This window comes from Candidatus Pelagibacter sp. HIMB1495 (assembly GCF_052047955.1).
In the GTDB taxonomy this organism is placed as follows: domain Bacteria; phylum Pseudomonadota; class Alphaproteobacteria; order Pelagibacterales; family Pelagibacteraceae; genus Pelagibacter.
The window spans coordinates 759,002-777,926 of record NZ_JBNAIQ010000001.1 but is presented as its reverse complement, the minus strand read 5'-3'; the positions used below and the strand labels follow the sequence as shown (position 1 = coordinate 777,926).

33 protein-coding genes are annotated in these 18,925 nt (G+C 27.7%); 11 read left to right on the top strand and 22 right to left on the bottom strand.

From position 1 onward, the window contains the following. Positions 1-5: 5 nt before the first annotated feature. The 9 genes from ACTTAW_RS04115 to ACTTAW_RS04075 all read right to left on the bottom strand — a co-directional run bounded on the left by ACTTAW_RS04115 (position 6) and on the right by ACTTAW_RS04075 (position 3,577). Positions 6-380 (bottom strand): hypothetical protein, encoded by a 375-nt coding sequence (locus ACTTAW_RS04115; RefSeq protein WP_440651244.1) that lies wholly within the window; start codon positions 378-380, stop codon positions 6-8. A 1-nt stretch (position 381) separates the two neighbouring features. Beyond that, entirely contained in the window at positions 382-954 is a 573-nt protein-coding gene (locus ACTTAW_RS04110; RefSeq protein ID WP_440651243.1) for a hypothetical protein, read from the bottom strand. A 407-nt stretch (positions 955-1,361) separates the two neighbouring features. Beyond that, on the bottom strand, positions 1,362-1,562 hold the full coding sequence (locus tag ACTTAW_RS04105) for a hypothetical protein (protein WP_440651242.1): 201 nt from the start codon (positions 1,560-1,562) through the stop codon (positions 1,362-1,364). 50 nt (positions 1,563-1,612) lie between these two features. Beyond that, complete coding sequence (locus ACTTAW_RS04100) at positions 1,613-1,753, bottom strand: hypothetical protein (RefSeq protein WP_440647277.1); 141 nt, start codon at positions 1,751-1,753, stop codon at positions 1,613-1,615. Continuing rightward, positions 1,737-1,973 carry a hypothetical protein gene (locus ACTTAW_RS04095; protein WP_440651241.1) on the bottom strand — a complete coding sequence of 79 codons (237 nt, stop codon included), beginning with the start codon at positions 1,971-1,973 and terminating at the stop codon, positions 1,737-1,739. Before ACTTAW_RS04095 ends, ACTTAW_RS04100 begins: the two co-directional genes overlap by 17 nt. A 67-nt stretch (positions 1,974-2,040) precedes the next feature. Beyond that, positions 2,041-2,493: a hypothetical protein gene (locus ACTTAW_RS04090; protein WP_440651240.1), complete on the bottom strand. Its 453-nt coding sequence runs from the start codon at positions 2,491-2,493 to the stop codon at positions 2,041-2,043. A 125-nt stretch (positions 2,494-2,618) separates the two neighbouring features. Then, positions 2,619-2,978: a hypothetical protein gene (locus tag ACTTAW_RS04085; protein ID WP_440651239.1), complete on the bottom strand. Its 360-nt coding sequence runs from the start codon at positions 2,976-2,978 to the stop codon at positions 2,619-2,621. Beyond that, positions 2,975-3,367 carry an antibiotic biosynthesis monooxygenase gene (locus tag ACTTAW_RS04080; protein ID WP_440634311.1) on the bottom strand — a complete coding sequence of 131 codons (393 nt, stop codon included), beginning with the start codon at positions 3,365-3,367 and terminating at the stop codon, positions 2,975-2,977. The genes ACTTAW_RS04085 and ACTTAW_RS04080 overlap by 4 nt, the downstream gene beginning before the upstream one ends. A 42-nt stretch (positions 3,368-3,409) precedes the next feature. Next, entirely contained in the window at positions 3,410-3,577 is a 168-nt protein-coding gene (locus ACTTAW_RS04075; protein WP_440651238.1) for a hypothetical protein, read from the bottom strand. A gap of 328 nt (positions 3,578-3,905) precedes the next feature. On the opposite strand from ACTTAW_RS04075, the gene ACTTAW_RS04070 reads away from it, so the two are divergent. From ACTTAW_RS04070 to ACTTAW_RS04055, 4 genes are read left to right on the top strand one after another with little or no spacing between them, the layout of a single operon-like run. Continuing rightward, positions 3,906-4,163, top strand: a complete 258-nt coding sequence (locus ACTTAW_RS04070; protein WP_440651237.1) for a hypothetical protein — start codon at positions 3,906-3,908, stop codon at positions 4,161-4,163. Continuing rightward, positions 4,163-4,324 (top strand): hypothetical protein, encoded by a 162-nt coding sequence (locus tag ACTTAW_RS04065; RefSeq protein WP_440651236.1) that lies wholly within the window; start codon positions 4,163-4,165, stop codon positions 4,322-4,324. The genes ACTTAW_RS04070 and ACTTAW_RS04065 overlap by 1 nt, the downstream gene beginning before the upstream one ends. Before the next feature lie 24 nt (positions 4,325-4,348). Continuing rightward, positions 4,349-5,101, top strand: coding sequence for a PD-(D/E)XK nuclease family protein (locus ACTTAW_RS04060; protein ID WP_440651235.1), 753 nt, complete (start codon positions 4,349-4,351; stop codon positions 5,099-5,101). Between the two features lie 17 nt (positions 5,102-5,118). Then, positions 5,119-6,552, top strand: a complete 1,434-nt coding sequence (locus ACTTAW_RS04055) for a M48 family metalloprotease (protein WP_440651234.1) — start codon at positions 5,119-5,121, stop codon at positions 6,550-6,552. Positions 6,553-6,635: 83 nt separating this feature from the next. On the opposite strand, the gene ACTTAW_RS04050 is transcribed toward ACTTAW_RS04055, so the two are convergent. Genes ACTTAW_RS04050 through ACTTAW_RS04035 form a run of 4 tightly spaced genes read right to left on the bottom strand, consistent with a single transcriptional unit; the run spans position 6,636 to position 9,642 of the window. After that, positions 6,636-7,982, bottom strand: coding sequence for an NAD(P)/FAD-dependent oxidoreductase (locus tag ACTTAW_RS04050; RefSeq protein WP_440651233.1), 1,347 nt, complete (start codon positions 7,980-7,982; stop codon positions 6,636-6,638). A 46-nt stretch (positions 7,983-8,028) separates the two neighbouring features. Then, positions 8,029-8,448, bottom strand: coding sequence for a hypothetical protein (locus ACTTAW_RS04045; RefSeq protein ID WP_440651232.1), 420 nt, complete (start codon positions 8,446-8,448; stop codon positions 8,029-8,031). Positions 8,449-8,459: 11 nt separating this feature from the next. Next, positions 8,460-9,059: a LysE family translocator gene (locus ACTTAW_RS04040; RefSeq protein WP_440651231.1), complete on the bottom strand. Its 600-nt coding sequence runs from the start codon at positions 9,057-9,059 to the stop codon at positions 8,460-8,462. 37 nt (positions 9,060-9,096) lie between these two features. Continuing rightward, positions 9,097-9,642 carry a DUF4174 domain-containing protein gene (locus ACTTAW_RS04035; RefSeq protein WP_440651230.1) on the bottom strand — a complete coding sequence of 182 codons (546 nt, stop codon included), beginning with the start codon at positions 9,640-9,642 and terminating at the stop codon, positions 9,097-9,099. A gap of 32 nt (positions 9,643-9,674) precedes the next feature. Here ACTTAW_RS04035 and ACTTAW_RS04030 point away from each other — a divergent pair, with 32 nt between their 5' ends. Further along, positions 9,675-9,878, top strand: coding sequence for a hypothetical protein (locus ACTTAW_RS04030; RefSeq protein WP_440651229.1), 204 nt, complete (start codon positions 9,675-9,677; stop codon positions 9,876-9,878). Positions 9,879-9,883: 5 nt separating this feature from the next. Here the strand turns inward: ACTTAW_RS04030 and ACTTAW_RS04025 are convergent, their stop codons facing one another. Next, the gene (locus tag ACTTAW_RS04025) at positions 9,884-10,336 is read right to left on the bottom strand and encodes an Lrp/AsnC family transcriptional regulator (protein WP_428080313.1); all 453 of its coding nucleotides are present in this window, start codon (positions 10,334-10,336) and stop codon (positions 9,884-9,886) included. A gap of 117 nt (positions 10,337-10,453) precedes the next feature. Between ACTTAW_RS04025 and ACTTAW_RS04020 the strand changes: the two genes are divergently transcribed. Beyond that, positions 10,454-11,428, top strand: a complete 975-nt coding sequence (locus ACTTAW_RS04020) for a dihydrodipicolinate synthase family protein (RefSeq protein ID WP_440651228.1) — start codon at positions 10,454-10,456, stop codon at positions 11,426-11,428. Between the two features lie 23 nt (positions 11,429-11,451). On the opposite strand, the gene ACTTAW_RS04015 is transcribed toward ACTTAW_RS04020, so the two are convergent. Next, positions 11,452-11,841 carry a DUF2306 domain-containing protein gene (locus ACTTAW_RS04015; RefSeq protein ID WP_440651227.1) on the bottom strand — a complete coding sequence of 130 codons (390 nt, stop codon included), beginning with the start codon at positions 11,839-11,841 and terminating at the stop codon, positions 11,452-11,454. On the opposite strand from ACTTAW_RS04015, the gene ACTTAW_RS04010 reads away from it, so the two are divergent. Together ACTTAW_RS04010 and ACTTAW_RS04005 are read left to right on the top strand one after the other, a co-directional pair. Further along, positions 11,840-12,286 (top strand): DUF2141 domain-containing protein, encoded by a 447-nt coding sequence (locus ACTTAW_RS04010; RefSeq protein WP_440651226.1) that lies wholly within the window; start codon positions 11,840-11,842, stop codon positions 12,284-12,286. The two genes, ACTTAW_RS04015 and ACTTAW_RS04010, sit on opposite strands and share 2 nt — an antisense overlap. A 4-nt stretch (positions 12,287-12,290) precedes the next feature. Next, positions 12,291-12,518 carry a DUF6552 family protein gene (locus tag ACTTAW_RS04005; RefSeq protein WP_440618568.1) on the top strand — a complete coding sequence of 76 codons (228 nt, stop codon included), beginning with the start codon at positions 12,291-12,293 and terminating at the stop codon, positions 12,516-12,518. 26 nt (positions 12,519-12,544) lie between these two features. On the opposite strand, the gene ACTTAW_RS04000 is transcribed toward ACTTAW_RS04005, so the two are convergent. From ACTTAW_RS04000 to ACTTAW_RS03985, 4 genes are read right to left on the bottom strand one after another with little or no spacing between them, the layout of a single operon-like run. Continuing rightward, a complete protein-coding gene (locus tag ACTTAW_RS04000; RefSeq protein WP_440651225.1) occupies positions 12,545-12,778 on the bottom strand; it encodes a hypothetical protein in 234 nt (77 codons plus the stop codon). Between the two features lie 47 nt (positions 12,779-12,825). Next, positions 12,826-13,437 carry a hypothetical protein gene (locus tag ACTTAW_RS03995; RefSeq protein ID WP_440651224.1) on the bottom strand — a complete coding sequence of 204 codons (612 nt, stop codon included), beginning with the start codon at positions 13,435-13,437 and terminating at the stop codon, positions 12,826-12,828. Positions 13,438-13,441: 4 nt separating this feature from the next. Continuing rightward, the gene (locus ACTTAW_RS03990; protein ID WP_440651223.1) at positions 13,442-13,891 is read right to left on the bottom strand and encodes a YtoQ family protein; all 450 of its coding nucleotides are present in this window, start codon (positions 13,889-13,891) and stop codon (positions 13,442-13,444) included. Positions 13,892-13,911: 20 nt separating this feature from the next. Further along, a complete protein-coding gene (locus tag ACTTAW_RS03985; RefSeq protein WP_440651222.1) occupies positions 13,912-14,931 on the bottom strand; it encodes a D-2-hydroxyacid dehydrogenase in 1,020 nt (339 codons plus the stop codon). 63 nt (positions 14,932-14,994) lie between these two features. On the opposite strand from ACTTAW_RS03985, the gene ACTTAW_RS03980 reads away from it, so the two are divergent. Both ACTTAW_RS03980 and ACTTAW_RS03975 read left to right on the top strand, forming a co-directional pair. Next, the gene (locus ACTTAW_RS03980; RefSeq protein WP_262589405.1) at positions 14,995-15,480 is read left to right on the top strand and encodes a YajQ family cyclic di-GMP-binding protein; all 486 of its coding nucleotides are present in this window, start codon (positions 14,995-14,997) and stop codon (positions 15,478-15,480) included. Between the two features lie 84 nt (positions 15,481-15,564). Further along, positions 15,565-16,851, top strand: a complete 1,287-nt coding sequence (locus ACTTAW_RS03975; RefSeq protein WP_440651221.1) for a DEAD/DEAH box helicase — start codon at positions 15,565-15,567, stop codon at positions 16,849-16,851. A gap of 12 nt (positions 16,852-16,863) precedes the next feature. On the opposite strand, the gene ACTTAW_RS03970 is transcribed toward ACTTAW_RS03975, so the two are convergent. The 3 genes from ACTTAW_RS03970 to ACTTAW_RS03960 form a co-directional block, all read right to left on the bottom strand. Next, positions 16,864-17,484 carry an SOS response-associated peptidase gene (locus ACTTAW_RS03970; RefSeq protein ID WP_440618575.1) on the bottom strand — a complete coding sequence of 207 codons (621 nt, stop codon included), beginning with the start codon at positions 17,482-17,484 and terminating at the stop codon, positions 16,864-16,866. 1 nt (position 17,485) lies between these two features. Continuing rightward, entirely contained in the window at positions 17,486-18,034 is a 549-nt protein-coding gene (locus tag ACTTAW_RS03965) for a tetratricopeptide repeat protein (RefSeq protein WP_440647658.1), read from the bottom strand. A gap of 107 nt (positions 18,035-18,141) precedes the next feature. Further along, positions 18,142-18,399 (bottom strand): hypothetical protein, encoded by a 258-nt coding sequence (locus ACTTAW_RS03960; protein WP_262589412.1) that lies wholly within the window; start codon positions 18,397-18,399, stop codon positions 18,142-18,144. Positions 18,400-18,529: 130 nt separating this feature from the next. Here ACTTAW_RS03960 and ACTTAW_RS03955 point away from each other — a divergent pair, with 130 nt between their 5' ends. Continuing rightward, positions 18,530-18,925: a hypothetical protein gene (locus ACTTAW_RS03955; RefSeq protein ID WP_440618578.1), complete on the top strand. Its 396-nt coding sequence runs from the start codon at positions 18,530-18,532 to the stop codon at positions 18,923-18,925.

Below are 18,925 nucleotides of genomic sequence, written 5' to 3'. Positions count from 1 at the left end.
AACAATTAATCAATATATGTTGTTTCTACATCACATTCATAGTGAGCTAAAAATTTATCATTTATAAAATCATATTTAGACATAGTTATAATTTGCTCTGTTTCACCAGCATATACTATTCTTTGAAAACCTAATTCATATTCTGGAAATTTAGCAACAAACATGTCGTCTCCAAATACCAATTCGTCTGATGGAATAACCCTAAATTCGTTATGATCTTTATCAAAATAGTGAAATCCGGTTACTTCAAGCTTAAAATTTAAAGGTTCATATTGTCTTCCAAGAGCTGATAATAAATTTTTACAAGAAAGATTAAGACCTTTGTCAGCATGAGAAATATTAGGAAACAAAAGTATAATTAATAAAAAAATTCTAAGCATTTTAACTCTCCATGTCGTTTAATTGTTTACAAAGTTTATGAGCTGCTAAGACAGATGGTACTAAGTTATCTAATTTCCAACTGTTTACAGAAATATCAAAGTATTTATCTGCTTTAAAATCAATGCCATCAATAATTTTGATTTCATATTTTTTTTCTTCAATATAAAAATTATTTAATACATTGATGTATTCTTTCACAGGATATGTGCCGATGGTAAAAAGTACTCTCCAACCAAGTTTTAAGAAAGGAGAAATAAATTCAACTTTTGCTGTTATTTCTTCACCATTAATCGTTATTGGAATATGTTTTCCTATAAGCTGCTTGATGTCTCCAGGATCATTGTAAGTAACAAATGTAAAGTTATTCCATACTTTTTGACAATCATCTCTAGAGTCGATGAAGAAATTTAAATTATCACCATGAATAACTTCTCCTGAAACTCTTGCATAAGCCATGGTTTCTAAACTATCTATCGTCCATTCCTCATCTTCAGCATGTGCTTGGGCTTGATAGGCAAAGACAATAAAAAATAGCAATAAGTGCGATAAAATAATAAGCAGAACTCTCTTCATGATTTGAGCTCCACTTTGTATCCATGCTTCCTAAATATTTTTATGATTTTATCCCAGACTAAGCTGTTATGTTCTCCTGGTTTTATTTCAAATTTAAATGATTGTTTGTAAACGGGGCTACAGTTATCGTATGCAATGTATGTATTCACGTGGCAATACTTACAGACACGGTTTATTTCCATGTATTAGAACTCCTGGGGTTTGTTGATTTTTTTAAAGTTAAAAGTTTATAGTTGGTAATAGACTCAATCCTTTTCTGTTTGTTCGAATTACGCAACAAGGGAGATAATAAAAACAGCGGAATACGATAGAAAAGGATTGAAATCCAATGCATGATCCCACTAAATCAATAGTGTTTGTTTGAATTTTGCTACAAACTTGTTTTATTTATGAAATAAGAAAAAAAATTATTTTCTTTTTTTTCTAAATGTTTCGTTGATTTGATTTAAATAAACTCTAATTTTTTCACCTTCGGCCACTTCTCTGCCATGCTTTAAAGCTTGTTCTACTTTCTGTTTCTCAACTTTTTTTTGATAAGAATAATAAATAGGCATCACTATAGACAAACCAACAATTAACACTGCTAAAGCTATTTCCCAATTTATCATTTGTTTACTCTCTAATTTTATCAAATAAAGCTAGAGAGTTCAATTTATGGTTATTTTTTATTTTTTCTTACCTTGGGCTTTTTTCTATTTTTCTTAAAATTTTTTTTAGGTTTAAAAATTTCATATGTTCCTAAAAGACCCATTGGATCATATTTATCAGTTGCGAGCCTTGCACTAATTATCTTTCCCATCATGCCCTCCTTTAATTTTCCAACCATTTTCTTTTAAGACTCTAATGAGATTTTGAAGTTTTTCGTCTCGGGTAGAGTTTTTGTCTCCTATTTTTTCAAAAAATAAAGGCTTTAATCCTCTATCTTTCGTTGATTGGAAGTAGTCCTTAATAGAACTAATGGAAAACCCTTTTTTATAAATTGGGTCATCTTTTTTTGCTTTTTTGATTTTATATTTCATATGCTCCTTTAGCGTTAATGTTTAATGTCCGAAGCAAGTAGAGTTATTTCTAAATCACGGACAGTGTTTATTTTATATAATAAGGTTTATAAAAAGTACACCACTCCTTTGCATATTTCATGCTAGGTGTAATTCCTATATCAGTATCTCTCCATGGATTGGGTTCATATAATTCAAATATTCTTATCTCTGGATAATCAATATTAGTCCCACCAGCAAACCAATATTCTAAAGTAGTTGCAAAATAAATATCTTTGCTTTTTATTTGCTCACATTTTGATGCAAGATCAATGAAGCCCCAAACACCAGATATTTCCTTAAATTTATCTAACTCTTGGTCGTATTCCCAAATAATATGGCCTCTTACAAATTGCTCAATAAAAATAAATTTACCATTATCTAATTTGTATATTCTTTCTATATCTGCATCTTCATGAGGTAACTTGGTTACTTTTAAAATTGCATATGATGATTGTGTCAGTAGGAAAAAGGTAAATATAAAAAAGATAATTCTTTTCACTGATAAATCTTAATTCAAAAAATTGTTTGAAATATGATTTTGTTAATTTGACTTCTTTTAATCTATGATTAATTTATAAGCTAAAAAAGCTAATTCTACTGCTATTAATACTTCCAACATAAAATTTATTCACACGGATATGTGTCTTGCATTCCCCAAATATATAATAATGGTACTAACGCTTTATTAATATCTTCACTAGTCTCACTTTTAATTCTATTAGCCTCAGTTTGAATCATTTCAACTGCATGTTCCATACTAAATTTAATATCATCTGGAGGACAATAGAGATGTTCATTTTCTGGTTTTTCAATATTCATGTATCTAGAGTGAGACAGGTTTCCATTTATAATTCCTCTCAAATACCATTTAGCACTTGTTTCATCTGATAATATTAATTCTTTAAACTCACCATAAGTCATGAAACTATGAGCACTACCCCCAAACAACAAACTAAGAACCAGGATCGATAGAAGTTTTTTCACTTATCAAAAAATTTTTTTCTAATATATCCTACTTCAGTAGTTTTAAAATGCTTGAAAGGTACATTTGTATCTTCAATTGCTTTTATAGTCTCTTCTGTAATATTCCCATAAACTTCTATTTCAAATCTGTCAGCAATCTCTTGATGTTTTTCAACATAGGCTTGAACGGGAGGATTATTAAGGTGATGCACCATAGCTTCACTGTTTCGGTAAACTTCACTCCACGTAAATTCTAAAGGATCTGTTGGATCTTGATCAAAAGTATGAATAAGCATATCTGGTTCTGACTCATTAACGGCGTCATCTGCTTCTTTTGCTATCTTAAGATATTCTTCAACCTTACCTTCTTTGACACGTATTCTAGCTATTAAAATAAAAGGATTAGACATTGTTTATAATAACAAATCCTGAACAGAGAGTCTAATTGCTTATTATTTATTCTTTTTCTTCTCCATTCTCCAAAGAATAAAAAATAATAAAATTAAAGCAGGTTGTAAAATTACAAATATGACGATGTTTGCAAGTTCGTAGCCCATGCCTGTTACATTTCCTATAACCTCTAAGACATAAACACACCAATTAAAAAAATTATGAATCATATAAATTAAAATTTAATCATTGAATTTGTCTATTTTAAGTATAAGGTGTGATTTAGGTAAGGTTTAATAATTTGATGAAGGCAAGATATATACATTAAGCTTTACTGATCAGTGTATATTTCCTGCCTTCAGCTACATTGCCAACCTTTTAAGAGTTAAAACTTTTTAGTTTTAGCTGATGCTTAACGGGAATAAATGTACCAAATCTTTAAATCGTTTTACCTAAAAACTAACAATTAAGAACGAAAGTTTTTAAATGGTAAAATATATATGGTCAGTAAAATAGACAGGTTTATCTTTTTTGAGCTTTACGTTCAGATAGGTAAATATGAAAAAGAAAATATCAAAGTTATCCGATCACGATAAGCTTATTAATTTAATCGCTGTTCAGGGTGAAAAAGATGTAAATCATCTACTTCAATCTGTAGATCAAGTATTTTTAGAGGTTTTTAAACTTAAAAAGAAAGATCTACCCTGGTTATCAAATAATTCTGAGGAAGAATGGGACAGTGTCATGAGAAAAGTAAGGCTTGGTATCTTTAAATTGTATTTTGAGTATTTGAAGAAAGAAAGGACTTACCACTGATGGATAAAATTACTGAAATTAGAATTGAGGAAGTTTTTGATGAAGAAAATAATGAGCACTACTATTGGATTTATTATTTTAAAAACGATGAAGTAAAAATCATTGGTAAATCTTCAGTTAAACCACAATGTTACAGACAAATTGCGAGGTATAAAAAATGATAAATTTCCTAATCACTATGTTTAATGATAATCTTAAATGGAGGAACAATGAAAATTAGTAGATCTAAATGGGATAGTTTTATTAAGTGCCCTCTTTGCTTCTATCTTTTGGAAAAACATAAAATTAAGCCACCAAGTACACCTGGATTTCCGATTAATTCAAGGGTTGATGCTTTATTAAAAGAAGAATTTGATGAACTTAGAGCTAAAGGTAAACCTCATCCTATATTTGAGGAATATAAATTAAATTTTGTTCCCTATAATGGCTTAGATGAGGAAACATTACGTAAGTACAGACACAACTTCAGTGGTGTAAGAGCAACTTCTAAAAAAACTGGGATTGAAATTTATGGTGCTTTAGATGATTTGTGGCTTAACAAAGATACAGATGAAATCGTTGTATTAGATTACAAAGCAACATCTAACAAAAACCTAGAGGATTACACAACATCCTCAAAACATTATCACAAAGGATATTTAAGACAGTTAGATTTTTATGCTTATTTATTACAACTTAATGATTTCAAGGTCCATGATACAGGCTATTGGTTAATCTGTAATGCTGCAGATCAAAGTCAAACTTCATTTGATAAAAAAGTAAATTTCAAAACTACTCTGTTACCTTACAAACTTAAAACAGATTATATTGAAGACATACTTGTAGATTTAAAAGCATGTTTAGAATCTGATAAATATCCTAAGTCAGGTCAAGATTGTGATAACTGTAGATGGTACAATGAAAAAAGAAGCTTAGGAGATAAATTAAGATCAGGCTAACTTTATAAAAAATTAAAATGAATATAGGTAAACTTTTTGATGAATATTATGAAAATAGCTATCGATTAGTAATTCAATCATTATTTTTATTTTTACTTGTCCCTTTAATTTATTTAGCATTTATTGAAATAGTGAGCACTGATGAGGCTAGGTTTATAAATGATTTTACAAATCCAAATTATTTTAATCTAGATATTAAATATGTTTATTATTTTCAAATCCTATCAAAAATTTTAACTGCGCTTATTGTATTTAATTTATCAGTACTATTAATTATCAATTGGTACGTAGGAATAGATCATAAAAGATTAACAAGTATATACATAGCTTACTACAGATTAACATGGTTAATAATTAAAATAACGACACTTTTAGTTATCTTAATTTTTTTATTTATTATTGTTGTATCCATAAATAATATTTTTCCAGAATTTAAACTAAGACATTGGTCATTTTTAATATTAAGTGCAACAATACTTGGCACCTTAAGTGCATTCTTTGTTGTCATATCAATAATTTATAAATTTGAAAAAAAAACTAGTCTTGATGTTGTTGGATGTAAAATAAGTAAAAATGATCAGCCTGAGTTATTTAAACTTATTAAAGAATGTTCAAATAAAATAAAAACTAAAATTCCTGACAATGTTATCTTGGGAACTAATGAAGGTTTTTTCGTAATTTCTTCTGATGTAAATTTAATAAATAGAGACAGTGAAGAATTGTTAACTGGCAGAACTCTTTTTATTTCCTATTTAATGTTAAATATTTTAACTAAAGATGAATTGCGTGGACTTATTGGACATGAATTAGCTCACTTTTCTGGTGAGGATACAGAATATAGTGACAAGTATAAATCTCTTTATTTTACACTCACTGAAAAATTTAAATTCTTTAGAAAAGGATTTGAAGAAAACGAAAAAAATCAAAAAGAAATGGGTATCACCGGAACGATATTTGCATTTTTTGAAAAATTTTTTTTAATGATGCTGTTCAATCCTATTATGTACATAACAATTAATATGTTAATTAAAAACTTTAAGATTTGCATGGATCAAGAATTTAGGGCTGACACAATCGGGTCTAAAATATGTAAAGATAAAAAAAGTATGATTTCTGGGTTATGTAAATTTCATATCTACTCGCAAATTAATAGAAATTTATTTGATAATATTTTAAAAAATAAAGGGAAATCACTGACTTCTGAATTCAATAAAAATTACAGAGAATATTTAGTATCTTATAAATTTAAAGATATCTTAACAATGATAATAGCTTATGAAATGTATCACCCTTGTGACACACATCCTCCAATTATTGAAAGAATGAAAAATCTAAAAATTAATTTTGCTGATATAAAGGAAAGCGATTTAACTAAAAAAAATCCATCAGCATCAAGCTATATAAAAGATTATGACCAACTAGATGAGTTATTATTTAAATTTATAATATAAAGAAAATAAAATAAGACCTATAAGCACAACTCCTACAAATATCCTTAAGTATTGATTAAAAAATATATCTATAAACTCAATCATTAAATATTAAACTTATCCTTAATTCTATAAAACCACACTGCTAATTTAAAATAAAATACTCTTAATTGTGGTAAAATAAATTTCTTAGGCAAACCTTTGTAAATTAACGATATATCTAAGTCTTTACTATTCGATGAAAAAACTAGCTTAGATAATTGTTTTCCAGTCCAAGGAGCTGCACTAACTCCTACTCCGCTATAACCAAATCCATAATAAATTTCTTCATTATCTATTTTACCAATTGAAGGAGTTAGTTTTTGTGATAATGCAATTAAACCTCTCCAATTATAATCAATTGTAACATTGCTCCATTTAGGAAAAATATTTTTTAAAAATTGTTCCATATCATTTGCTCTATTTTGATTTGATTGATTGCTTCCTTCAAAATCTCCTCTAGTGCCAAACAAAATTCGATTATCTGGTAACTTTCGATAATAATACAAAAGGTTTTTAGAATTAGCTATTGGGGCATAAGTATTAAAGTTATGTAAGCTAAGCTCTTCATTGGTAAGTGGTCTTGTTACAATAATATTTGATATAACAGGTAAAACTCTTCCATCCATTTCGGGAATTAATCCTTCTTGATAAAATCCATTAGTTGCAACAACTATTTTTTTTGTTTTTATTGAACCTTCATTAGTTTTTAAAAGAAAAGAACCATTTTCTTTTTCTATTTTTTCAACTTTTGTGTGTTCATAGATTTTTAACTTTTTAGACAAAGCATGTTTTGCAAGGCCGTTTACAAATTTTAAAGGATTGATTGCAAAACCAGGTTTATATGAAAAAGCTCCAAATTGCTCAGTTCCACCATGACCTACTTCATCAAATTCTTCTTTTGAAAAAACTTTAGTCTCTATACCAAATTCAGATTTATAAACTTCAGCTTGATCTTTAATTTGGTCAAATTTGTTTTTATGATGAGCTACTACAAAGTTATTTTCACCCGTTACATCACAATCAATATTATAATTATCAATTAATTCTTTAGTGTAATTAGCTCCTTCAACAGAATTTTTAAAAAATTTTCTAGTCTCCTCTGTTCCATAAACAGATTGCATTTTTTTATAAGACATCTTGCTTGGAGGAAGACAGCAAAACCCCGCATTACGAGAAGAAGCACCCCAACCTACTTTTCCAGCCTCAACCAAAACCACATCTAAATTATAATTTTCAATTAAATTAATTGCACAAAGTAAACCTGTGTAACCCCCACCTATGACTACTATTTCAGAACTAATATCTTTTTGAAGTTTGTCTAAGTTTAAATCCTCACTTGAAGTTGCTTCCCAATAACTAGGAACAGGTTTATTGAACTGATAAATATCTGAATGATAAATATTACTCATTAGTTAACGTTAGGTTAACATAACCCTTAATTATCTAAATAATAATTTACTTAAATTTATCTTCCCAGAATACAACTCTATCGTCTGTTTTTTCTATTAAGTCCTTACAAAATATTCCGTATTTATCTAAAACTTTTGAAAAGTTTTTATAATCTTCACCCATCTCATTTTTCATACTTTCAAAGGATGTTTTAACTCTATTTCTCATTGTATCTGTGTTCATGCCTAATTGCTGACCAATCATAAAAACAGATTCTAATGATAAATCTGCTGATTTATTAAGTCCTGCGATAGTTTCATCATTAGCACTACCACTTTTTTTAAAACCTTCTTCAGATAACAAGTAATAACTATAACAAGTGGTGAAATCTCCTTGTAGGTTATTAAACACAAAAGTTTGCTGATCATCAGCATTAGCGCTTGTGCTTAAGATGCTAATAATTATTGCAGATATAAGTTTTTTCATTTTTTGTATTTTTAAATTTTAATTGAAAGCATCCATATGCCAACCAAAAATAAAGACAATGAGAAGATTTTGTTTAATATTTTAGAATATTTTTCATTTCTAAATTTTGCACCAAGTAAGTCACCAAATAATGTCCACAGAGTAAATGATACGCAGTTATTTACTGTAAAAATTATACTGATTAAAATTATTCTTATTAAACTTTGAGAACCGTCTAAAAAGATTGTGAACATTAAAGAAATTATCACATAAGCTTTTGGGTTAAATACTAAAAGTATAACTCCATCAACAAAAGTACATTTTAAATTTTGATTGTTATTTTCATATGTGCTTGCTTTGAAAAATTTATAGGCAAGATAGATTACATATAATGATCCAATTATCTGAATGTATTGATATTGATCATTAATAAATGAAAAAAATATATTAAAACCAAAACCTATAAGAAAAGTAACTATAATCGTTGCAAGATGATAACCAAAATTTGCTGATAAAGTTTTAACAAAACCAAATCTAGCTCCATTAGCTGCAAAGAACATGTTCCCAGGTCCTGGGCTAAAAGCTAGAGGAAATAAAAAAATTATTAAAGCTACTATTTCAATTAGAGTCATATTTTAATAGGTAATTAAATTTATAATATTCTTTAATTTAGGTTTTTTTATTTTTTTTATACATTCTCATCCACTTTTCAAAGATTACAATTGCATCATCCATATCTTTAGTTTTATTGGGATGATTTTTTGCTCTTCCAAGCATTGTTGCAATAACATTTACTTGATACTTAATTGATCTTTTTTTGATAGCTTTAACTGTATAAAGAGCCTTTTCTTTATTCTTAAAACCTAAACCATGTAAAGTTGTCTCAGGTTTATAATCAGAAAATAATGAAAGATTTAAAGGTTTAAAACTTTTATCTTTTATCATTTTATTCATTGGCATTTTATCAACCAAGTTAAATATCTTTTTAAGATTTATTGTATCTAACTTAGCTTTTTCGGTTCCATCAAAGCCAATTAAACTCACACTAAAGTTTTTAGCTTTATCTAATCTTGTCACTAATTTAATAAATCGTTTATGAAATTCTTTTATGTGTTTTTGATAAATATCTTTTGAATTTTTATACTCTTGATTAGTGTAATTTGGAGTATTCAAAACTAACAATCTACATTTCCATATATATTTTTTAAAATTCATTGGTATATTAAGTATTTTAGTTAATAGGATATATGAAGGAAAAAGTTATTAAATCTCATTTAAAGAAAAAAGTACTATCTAAACTTGCTTTATCGATAAGCTTTTTCTTAGTTCTTTTAACTTCCACTGGATACATATTTAATTCTAAAGCTGCAATTTTTCTGTTTTATATTTTCAGTTTTGCATTCATTTACAATTTATTAATCAATTTCTTATTAGAAAAATTTGATATCTGAAAAATTTATTCCACACGGGAGTATTCCGACTTTACTCTTCTCAAAGGTATAGAGGTTTCAACAGAAGAAACGCCCTCTATTACAGTTAGTTTTTTAGTTAAAAAATCCTCAAATTCCTCAACATCTTTAACTGCAATTCGTATTAAATAATCTTTAGCTCCAGTCATTAACCAACACTCAACAACTTCAGGAAAATTTAAAATTTTTTTCTCAAATTTATCAAAATTTTTTGATTGCTGTTTTTCTAAGCTAATAAATATGAAGGCAGGAAATTTGTAACCAAGTGAGGTTTCATCAATATTTACTGAATAATTTTTAATTATATTGTTTTCTTCTAATTGATTTATTCTTCTTGCAGTAGGGGCAATACTTAAATTTATTTTCTCACTTATATTTTGAAGAGTGGTTTTACTGTTATTTTTAAGTATTTTTACAATCTTTTTATCAACTTCATCCATATTTTTAATAAATTTTATTAATATTTACTAAATATCTTATATAATTTACTAATATTCAACTATAAATTAGTAATAATAGAGAAAATTTATTTTTTATTTCATGTAATTAATTACTACATGAATAAATCTAAATCATTTGATCCACTTTGGGTCCCAATTATTTCTCATTATCAAAACACAAAAAATTTAGAGCTAGATGAAAAGCTTATTCAAAAACATATCAATTGGTTAGACCCATATGTAAAACAATTCTTGGTATGCGGGACTACAGGGGATGGGTGGAATTTAACTGATGAATTAATAATCAATTGGTTAGATATATTAAATGATAATTCTTTAATTAAAAAAGATAACAAAATATTATTTGGAGCATTTGGAAAAACAACAGAAGACGTTCTAAGACGAACAGATATAATTGAAAGATACATAATTAAAAATGGAACTTCTGCAGGATTTTTTGGATTAACTTTATGTGCTCCTGTTGATGAAAACATCAAACAAGAAGAAATTATTTTACATTTTAAACGTATTATTGAAAATACGTATTTGCCAATTTCTATCTATCAACTGCCTCAAGTAGTAAGATGCAATATTGAACCTGAAACATTAAAAATTTTAAAAGACAATTTTCAAGATAGAATTCAATTATTTAAGGACACTAGTGGTGAGGATGATGTTGTTAATTCTGGAATTAATTTTAATGATTTAATATTTTTAAGAGGAGCAGAGGAAAATTATTTTGATCATTTACAGCCACACGGAAAATATGATGGATTTTTATTAAGCTCAGCAAATTGTTTTGGGAAAATTTTAAGAGAAATTTGTAATAATGTTGAACAGGGTAATTTTAGAGATGCAGAAAAGATGTCTCAAGAGCTAAGTGATATAATTAGAATTTCATTCTCAGAAGGTCAAAAACTAGATTTTGGAAACCCTTTTTCTAATGTAAATAAAGCTTTTGCTCATGTCTTGATTAATAAAGATAATCTTAGCTGCAAAACTTGTTTTGATAGAAATATACCTGGTGAGTTTCTAAATGATATGTTTTTATTATTAGCTAAATACAATTTAACAAAATCTTTAAACGTATAAATTAGATCTTAATTTTAGTATTTTCAGCCTATCAAAATTTGATGCATGATACGTCCTGGATAAAGCGTAAAAAAGCCTGTAAGAATTAAAGCAAAAAAATAAGTTGCGATCATTACTTGTTTGTGACGTTTAATATTACCAACTCTTACAAAGTAAATTCCAAGACCAAGAGAGAAAATTGTCCACAAACTCAATAAATGTATAGGACTATAATCTCCCCACATTTTTGTTTCGTGTATGAAAAAAGAGGTTATCGCTACAATCAGCATTAAGGCTACCCAAATACGACCTAACAATTTATGAATTGCTCCACCTTTTTTCATAGAAAGTTGAATACCACCTAAAATTATTGCAATCATTGCCATAATTGCATGAAGTGGTATAGGGTGCGCTTCATTGAATAATAAAGTCATGATCAAGTTTTATCGAAATTTATTTGTAATTTTTATCTTACCGTTTCTTATTACTATATCTCATACTTATGCTGCAACTGTAATTGTGAAAGTTAGTAATATTGAGAAAAAAGGTGAAATGCATTTAGCTATTTATGATGATGCAGAGGTATTTGAAAATGATGATGGTGAAAAAGGTGGTGCAGCAAAAGGCATTATTCAAGGTGTAATCGAAGATGTAGAAACTGGAAGTGTCACTTACACATTTGAATTACCAGATGGTACTTATGCTATCGGTATTTTTGTTGATAAAAACTACAATAATAAAATGGACAGAAATTTATTTGGCGTACCAAAAGAGCAATTTGGTTTTAGTAATAATGCCAAAGGTAAGTTTGGACCACCCTCATTTGAAGATGCTTCCTTTACTGTTTCAAGTGATATGAAACTTGAGATTAATTTATAAATTTATGATTAAAGACATAAAATTAGTTGATTATGTAAAATGGATAGCAACCATCATTCAATTAATTGGCTATGGGATGACTGGATTAAACATGACTCCCTATAATGTTTATTTATTTTTTTTAGGAATTTTTCTTTGGTTTGCAGTTGGAGTTATGTGGAAAGATAAAGCAATAATGGTCGTACACGTAGGTGCTTTTATTTCGTTACTAGTTGGTTATCTAAACGCGTAAGATTTTATTTAGATATTAAAAAATTTTTAATTTCCTAACCTCTTTGAAACACCTTGCTCTTGTAGTCTGTTAAACTCATCATCGTTTAAGTTATACAATTCTTCTATTCTAAGATTTTTAGTTGTGATTGTTGGAACATTATTATTTTTCATTCCAAGATGTCTTGCAAACACTGCTTGTTTTTTGCTCATTTGATGAGGTTGAAAATCTTTAATGTCTTCAATTCTTAAATCGTGTCTAAACCAAAGTATTTTTTTCATCTTAAATTTGAAAATTCAATTAAACCAAATATTTATGATCTTAAATATTAATTAATTTTATCTAAAGTTTCTTTTAACTTGTCTTTAACCTTATTAAGGGGATCTTTCTTAGCAGTTTTTACTTTAATTGGTTTTGAGCATGATTGCTGTATTGTCCATTTAGCTACTACTTGATCATTTAATTTGTAAATTTTATCCATTTGCTTTCCATATTCTGCATCACTAATTTTTTTTTCACTTCTACTTTTAACTAATTTTTTGGTATCTTTTTGGACTTTAATCCAAGTTGGATCTTTATCTAAACCTTCTTCGCTTAGAGCGATTAAAAGAACTTCTTTACTATTTTTATCAGTACCCGCTCCTACTCCATAAATATTATTTTTAATTTTCATTTGGGATTTATTGATAAATACCTCATCATTTTTGACTCCAAAACTTTTATCATCCCATTTATTTGAAGTGTATTTTACATTGGTATTATTTATTTTTGCTAGAGCAATCATCTTTTTTTCATTATTTATGTACCAAACAGAAGTCTTAACACTTTTGTTGCCTCCTCTAATTACATCTGTGTACTTACAATTTAATTTATAAATTTCTGCATATAAATTTGATGAGTTTAAAAAGACGAATACAAAGAGTATTTTTAATAATTTCATTACTTTATTTTAATGAACCTTCTAAAACGTATTTTAAAATTCTAACTACTTGTTTTTGATCTGAAGCAACAGCTGAAGCTGCAGCATCTACCTCTTTAAGGGCATGCTGATGGTCGTCACTATGAATAACTATAATTGATTTGTTTAATGCAGATGCATATCCAGCATCAAATGCTGCATTCCATTGTTTGTATTTTTCACCAAATTTAACAATGATCGCATCACAATCTTTGATCGATTTTTTAGTTCTAATTGAATTGATATTAGCCCCTTTTCTATCTTTCCAAAAATTTTTCTCTTCAGGTCCTAAAATTTCAACACCACAATCATCTGAAGATGCATGATCTGTTACAGGAGACGAAAATTGAATGTCTAAATTTTGTTTTTTACATTCATCAATAATTTCATCACGCCAATTTGTGTGAATTTCTCCTGCTAAATATACTTTCAACATATGTTCTTTATATATAGTAACTAGTATCCTAAATTTCTATCTATTTGATTAATTAATTCTTTATTATCTGTGAATAATTTTAAATTTTTAAAGAAAATTTTAAGAACCATCTCAATATAATTCCCCTCACTATCAGATGAAATATGAGGAGTGATAATTAAATTTGGAGTATCCCAAAGGTTTGATGATTTTGGAATAGGTTCCTGTGAAAATACATCTAAAATTGCTCCAGCAATTTCATTTTTTTGAAGTTTAATCCTTAAAGCTTCATAATCTAAAACAGATTGCCTTCCAATATTAACAATCCCACACGTAGATTTTAATTTATCTAATCTAGATTTATTAATTAATCCTTTAGTCTCTTCCGTTTCTGGAACTGCTAAATATAAAAAATCAGCATCAGGTAACACTTCATCAATTTTATCAAATGTAATAACTTTAGAGCACCCCTCAACATTTTTTCCTTTTCTATTTACACCAATAACTTCAGCTCCAAGCTTACTGATATGTTTAATCATTGAACCACCTAAAGAACCAGTTCCAACAACAACTACTTTCCTTCCCTCGATTGGTTTTCCAAGTAAAGATACAAATTCTTTATTTTTTTGGTTGGTTACAATTCTAGTCATGTGATTTTGGAGCATTAATATACTCATCAAACCAAATTCCCCTGCTTTTTTAGCATGAACACCACTACTGTTTGTTAAAACTAAATCTTCGTTCATCCAATCAAATGGAGATAAATGATTAACACCAGCGGAAATCACATGGATCCATTTAAGGTTAGGTGCAATTTGTTTTAAATCTTTTGTTGGAAACTGCCAGCCGAGTAAAATGTTAGCTGATTGCATTGATGAGATAAAATTATCGTCATCCCAATCAATTACATATTCAACTTTGTCCCTTAACTCAGGATATTGATCAAAACCCTTTTCAATTTCTTCCTTAGTGATTGTATTATTTTTCTCACCTTCAGCATCACAAGGCAAAAATCCCTCTTTCCAATGATTATTTCTGATATGGATTTTAATTTTTTTCATATTTTAAATTAATATTATCTTTAATTTCGTTTAATAAAAAATAGATTATTGTATAAATAAATTATGCCTTCTTTTGATGTAATCAGTAAAATTAATTATCAAGAATTTGATAATGCTTTAGCAAATTGCTTAAGAGAAATTAGCAATCGATATGACTTTAAAGGACTTCACATCACTATAGAGCGAAAAGATAAATCAGTTACCACTAATGCTCCTGATGAATTAAAATTAAAGCAAGTTAATGAATTATTACAAACTCATTTAGTAAGAAGAAAAGTAGATCCAAGAGTTTTAGAGGTTAAAAGTTCCGAAGGTGCTTCAGGTGGAGCAATTAGACAAGTAAGTGAACTTAAAGAAGGTATTAGCCAGGAAAATGCAAAAAAAGTAATTGCTGACATTAAAAAACTTAAGCTAAAAATTCAGGTAAAAATTCAAGGTGATGAATTAAGAGTAGATGGTAAAAAAAGAGATGATCTTCAAGAAGCTATAGCAGCAATTAAAGCTATTGATATTGGACTTCCAATAGATTTTGTAAACTTCAGAGATTAATCCTCCCAAACTATTTATTGTATTTGGTACAAAAAGATATAAGCAGACACTCAATTTCTTAAAATTTATATCAATCCCAGCATAATGAACTTCTCTGATCTAAATATTGAAAATAAATTAAAAAGATCAATTGAATTAGCTGAATTTAAAACTCCAACCCCTATTCAAAGTCAATCAATACCAATTAGCTTAGAAGGAAAAGATGTTTTAGGAACTGCTCAAACAGGTACCGGTAAAACACTAGCATTTACAATTCCAATGCTAAATAAGCTTTTAAAAGATAAGCAAGCAATGGCATTAATAATTTGTCCAACAAGAGAACTTGCAACACAGGTAATGGAAACTGTTTTAAAACTTAATATTAGAGAAATAGGAATTGGCAATGCTCTTTTAATTGGTGGTGAGAGTATGCAAAAACAACTAAGACAATTAAAAAAAGGAGCAAGAATTATAGTTGGAACCCCTGGAAGAATTAACGATCACATAGAACGAAAAAGTTTGAACTTATCTAGAGTAAATTACTTAGTTCTAGATGAGACAGATCGAATGTTAGATATGGGATTTACTCCTCAAATAGAAGTAATTTTAAAATTTATTCCAAAAAATCATCAAACATTATTGTTTTCTGCAACTTTACCTGAAAACATTTTAAAAATTTCTCAAAAGTATCTTAACAATCCTGAAAGAGTGTCTGTTGGATCTTTATCAACTCCAATTGAAAAAATTAAACAAGAAACTTTTCAAATCACAGCAGACAAGAAATATCATGAGTTGATTAATCAATTAGTTGAAAGAAGTGGATCTATTTTAGTTTTTGTTAAAACTAAACATGGTGCTGATAAAATTGTAAAAAGATTAAAATATGATGGCCATAAAGCTGATGCCATTCATGGAAATCTTAGACAAAGTAAAAGAGATAGAGTTATTAGAGGATTTAGAAATGGTAATAGTAGGATTTTAATTGCAACAGATGTTGCAGCAAGAGGATTAGATATTCCAGTTATAAAACACGTAATCAATTACGATCTTCCACAAGTTCCAGAAGATTATATTCACAGAATAGGTAGAACTGGTCGTGCTGGAAAAGATGGTTCTGCTTTAACTTTTTTAACAAACAACGACAGAAGTATGTGGAGATCTATACAAAAATTAATAGATCCTGATTTTAAAGTTAAAGAAGAAGCAAGACCAAACAATCAAAAGAATAAGAAATTTAATAAAAAAAATAAATTTAAAAAGAAATTTAAGAATAAATTTTCTAACAATAAATTAAGTAAAAAGAAGAAATTCAAAAAATTTGAAAACAAAGATAATAAAAGAAAATTTAAAAATAGAAAAAGACCTAAAAACTTTAAGTTTAAAAAAAAATAAAAGAAAATAGATTTATAATTTTTGTATTAAAGAAGCGCTGTTATTAGTAGGCTTATTTACATCTTTTGAAACTTCATGAAATATAAGATCTGGTGATTTACGTTCATTTAGAAACGCTGATCCTTGTAATTCTAAATTTAAATATCTATTAACATCCGCTTGATTAAGAATAACTGGTTGTCGGTGATGAATTTCCTTAATATTTTCTTTTGCTTCTTCTGTAATTAAACAAAACTGATCATCTTCAAATATTCCAGCAAAATAGATGGTATTGGTGTCTTTACGGGTAAAATAATGAGGAGTTTTTTCTTTCTCTTCCCTCTTCCATTCATAAAATCCATCTGCAACGGCAACACATCGATTATTTTTTATCAATTTTTTAAATGAAACCTTTTCATCTATGGTCTCAAGTCGTGCATTAATCAGAGCTTTAAAATCTTTATCTTTAGCCCAGCTTGGAACCAAACCCCATTTCAAAGATTCTAAGGTATTTCCATTTTTATATTTTTTTATAACTGGAAGTTTTTGATAAGGATGAGCATTATAGTTTTCACTATCTTCAACCTGAATTGCAGATTTAACTAGAGAACTAGTTTTAGTAACTGGATTTTTAACAACGTATCTTCCACACATTTTAAATTGTTTGTTCTTTCATCAAATCTTCGATTTGTTTTATCATGATTTCTGGAGATCGCATGGACGGATAAATCTCTTGTGCTTGTTTGTAACTTCTAATTGCTTTTTCAAAATTTTTTAATTGAATGTTCACTAAACCTTGTCCTGCTAAAGCACCAAAATGTCTTGGCTCTAATTCTAAGACTTTATCAATATCATCTTGTGATTTTTGATATTCTCCTAACATATAAAGAACAGTTGCTCTCTTATTCCAAGCTTCAGCCCAATTTTCATCAAGATTTATTACTTCAGTAAATATTTCTCTTGCTCTTTTTGGCTGTTGGTTTCTAACAAACATTGAACCTTCTTCTAAACGAGCAGTCAGCTTTTCATCAGTTGGATGAGTACTCCATAAAGACCAAATTTCCTGTTCAACAATAGATGCTACTTTTGCTTTATTAACTTTGAGCTCATTAAATAATTGATTTAGCCTTATGTCTCGATCATTTGCAAAAGATTGCAATTGTGAAAGTAATAAAATTAAAATTACTATAAATGACTTTTTCATAATTAAATATTAACAAATATGAATAATAGAGTCTTTATTCTTAAAACAATTTGATCATATTTTTACAACTTCAAAATGAATTTATAAATTTATTAAGATGAAAATTCTTAAGGTTTGTAACAATTCGTTGTTTCTTTTTTTATATTATAAATACAAGTAATTAACTTAGGTTCAAATTGCATTTTTGACGAACCATTATTTTTAAGATTATACAATATTTTTTGATCATTTATTAAAATTGTACTCTCTAAATTATATCCATTTGATAGATAATGATTTACTGTTCTAAGATTTCCAAGAGAGTCAGCAATAGCTGAAGAAAAAATAAAATTTAAACAAAATAATGTAATTAGTACTTTTTTCATGAAATGATTATTTCACTTTAAATTATTATATGGAAAAAAAAATATTTATTTATCAAAAAATCTGTTTATTGCTTAATAGATTTAAATATTTTGTTTATTTTTTAGTGATTTTTAGGACTATAGAAGATCAATGAATTTTTTAAAAAATTTGATTAAAGGTGACTACGGACTTGGTAAAACATTCTGGGTTTATGGAACCCTATACCAGTTAATATTTAGCTTAATAATTTTTATAACATTTTTTTTTGCTTTAGATTCAATTGATAAATCTCTTATAAATTATAATCAAAATCCTGAGTTAATTATTAAACAAATCTTTTCTAATATTAATAATTTTTACGCAACAATACTCGTAATAGAGTTAGCAATACTGTTGATTTATACATTAATAATTACTGTTGCGATGTGGAGAAGTGCAAGTAATAATAAAAATTGGTTTTGGCCAAGAGTTGTGAAAGTTTCTATAGCACTTTCTGTAGTTTATTATTTATATAAATTGATAATATTCCTAGAATTATTTGGTTAA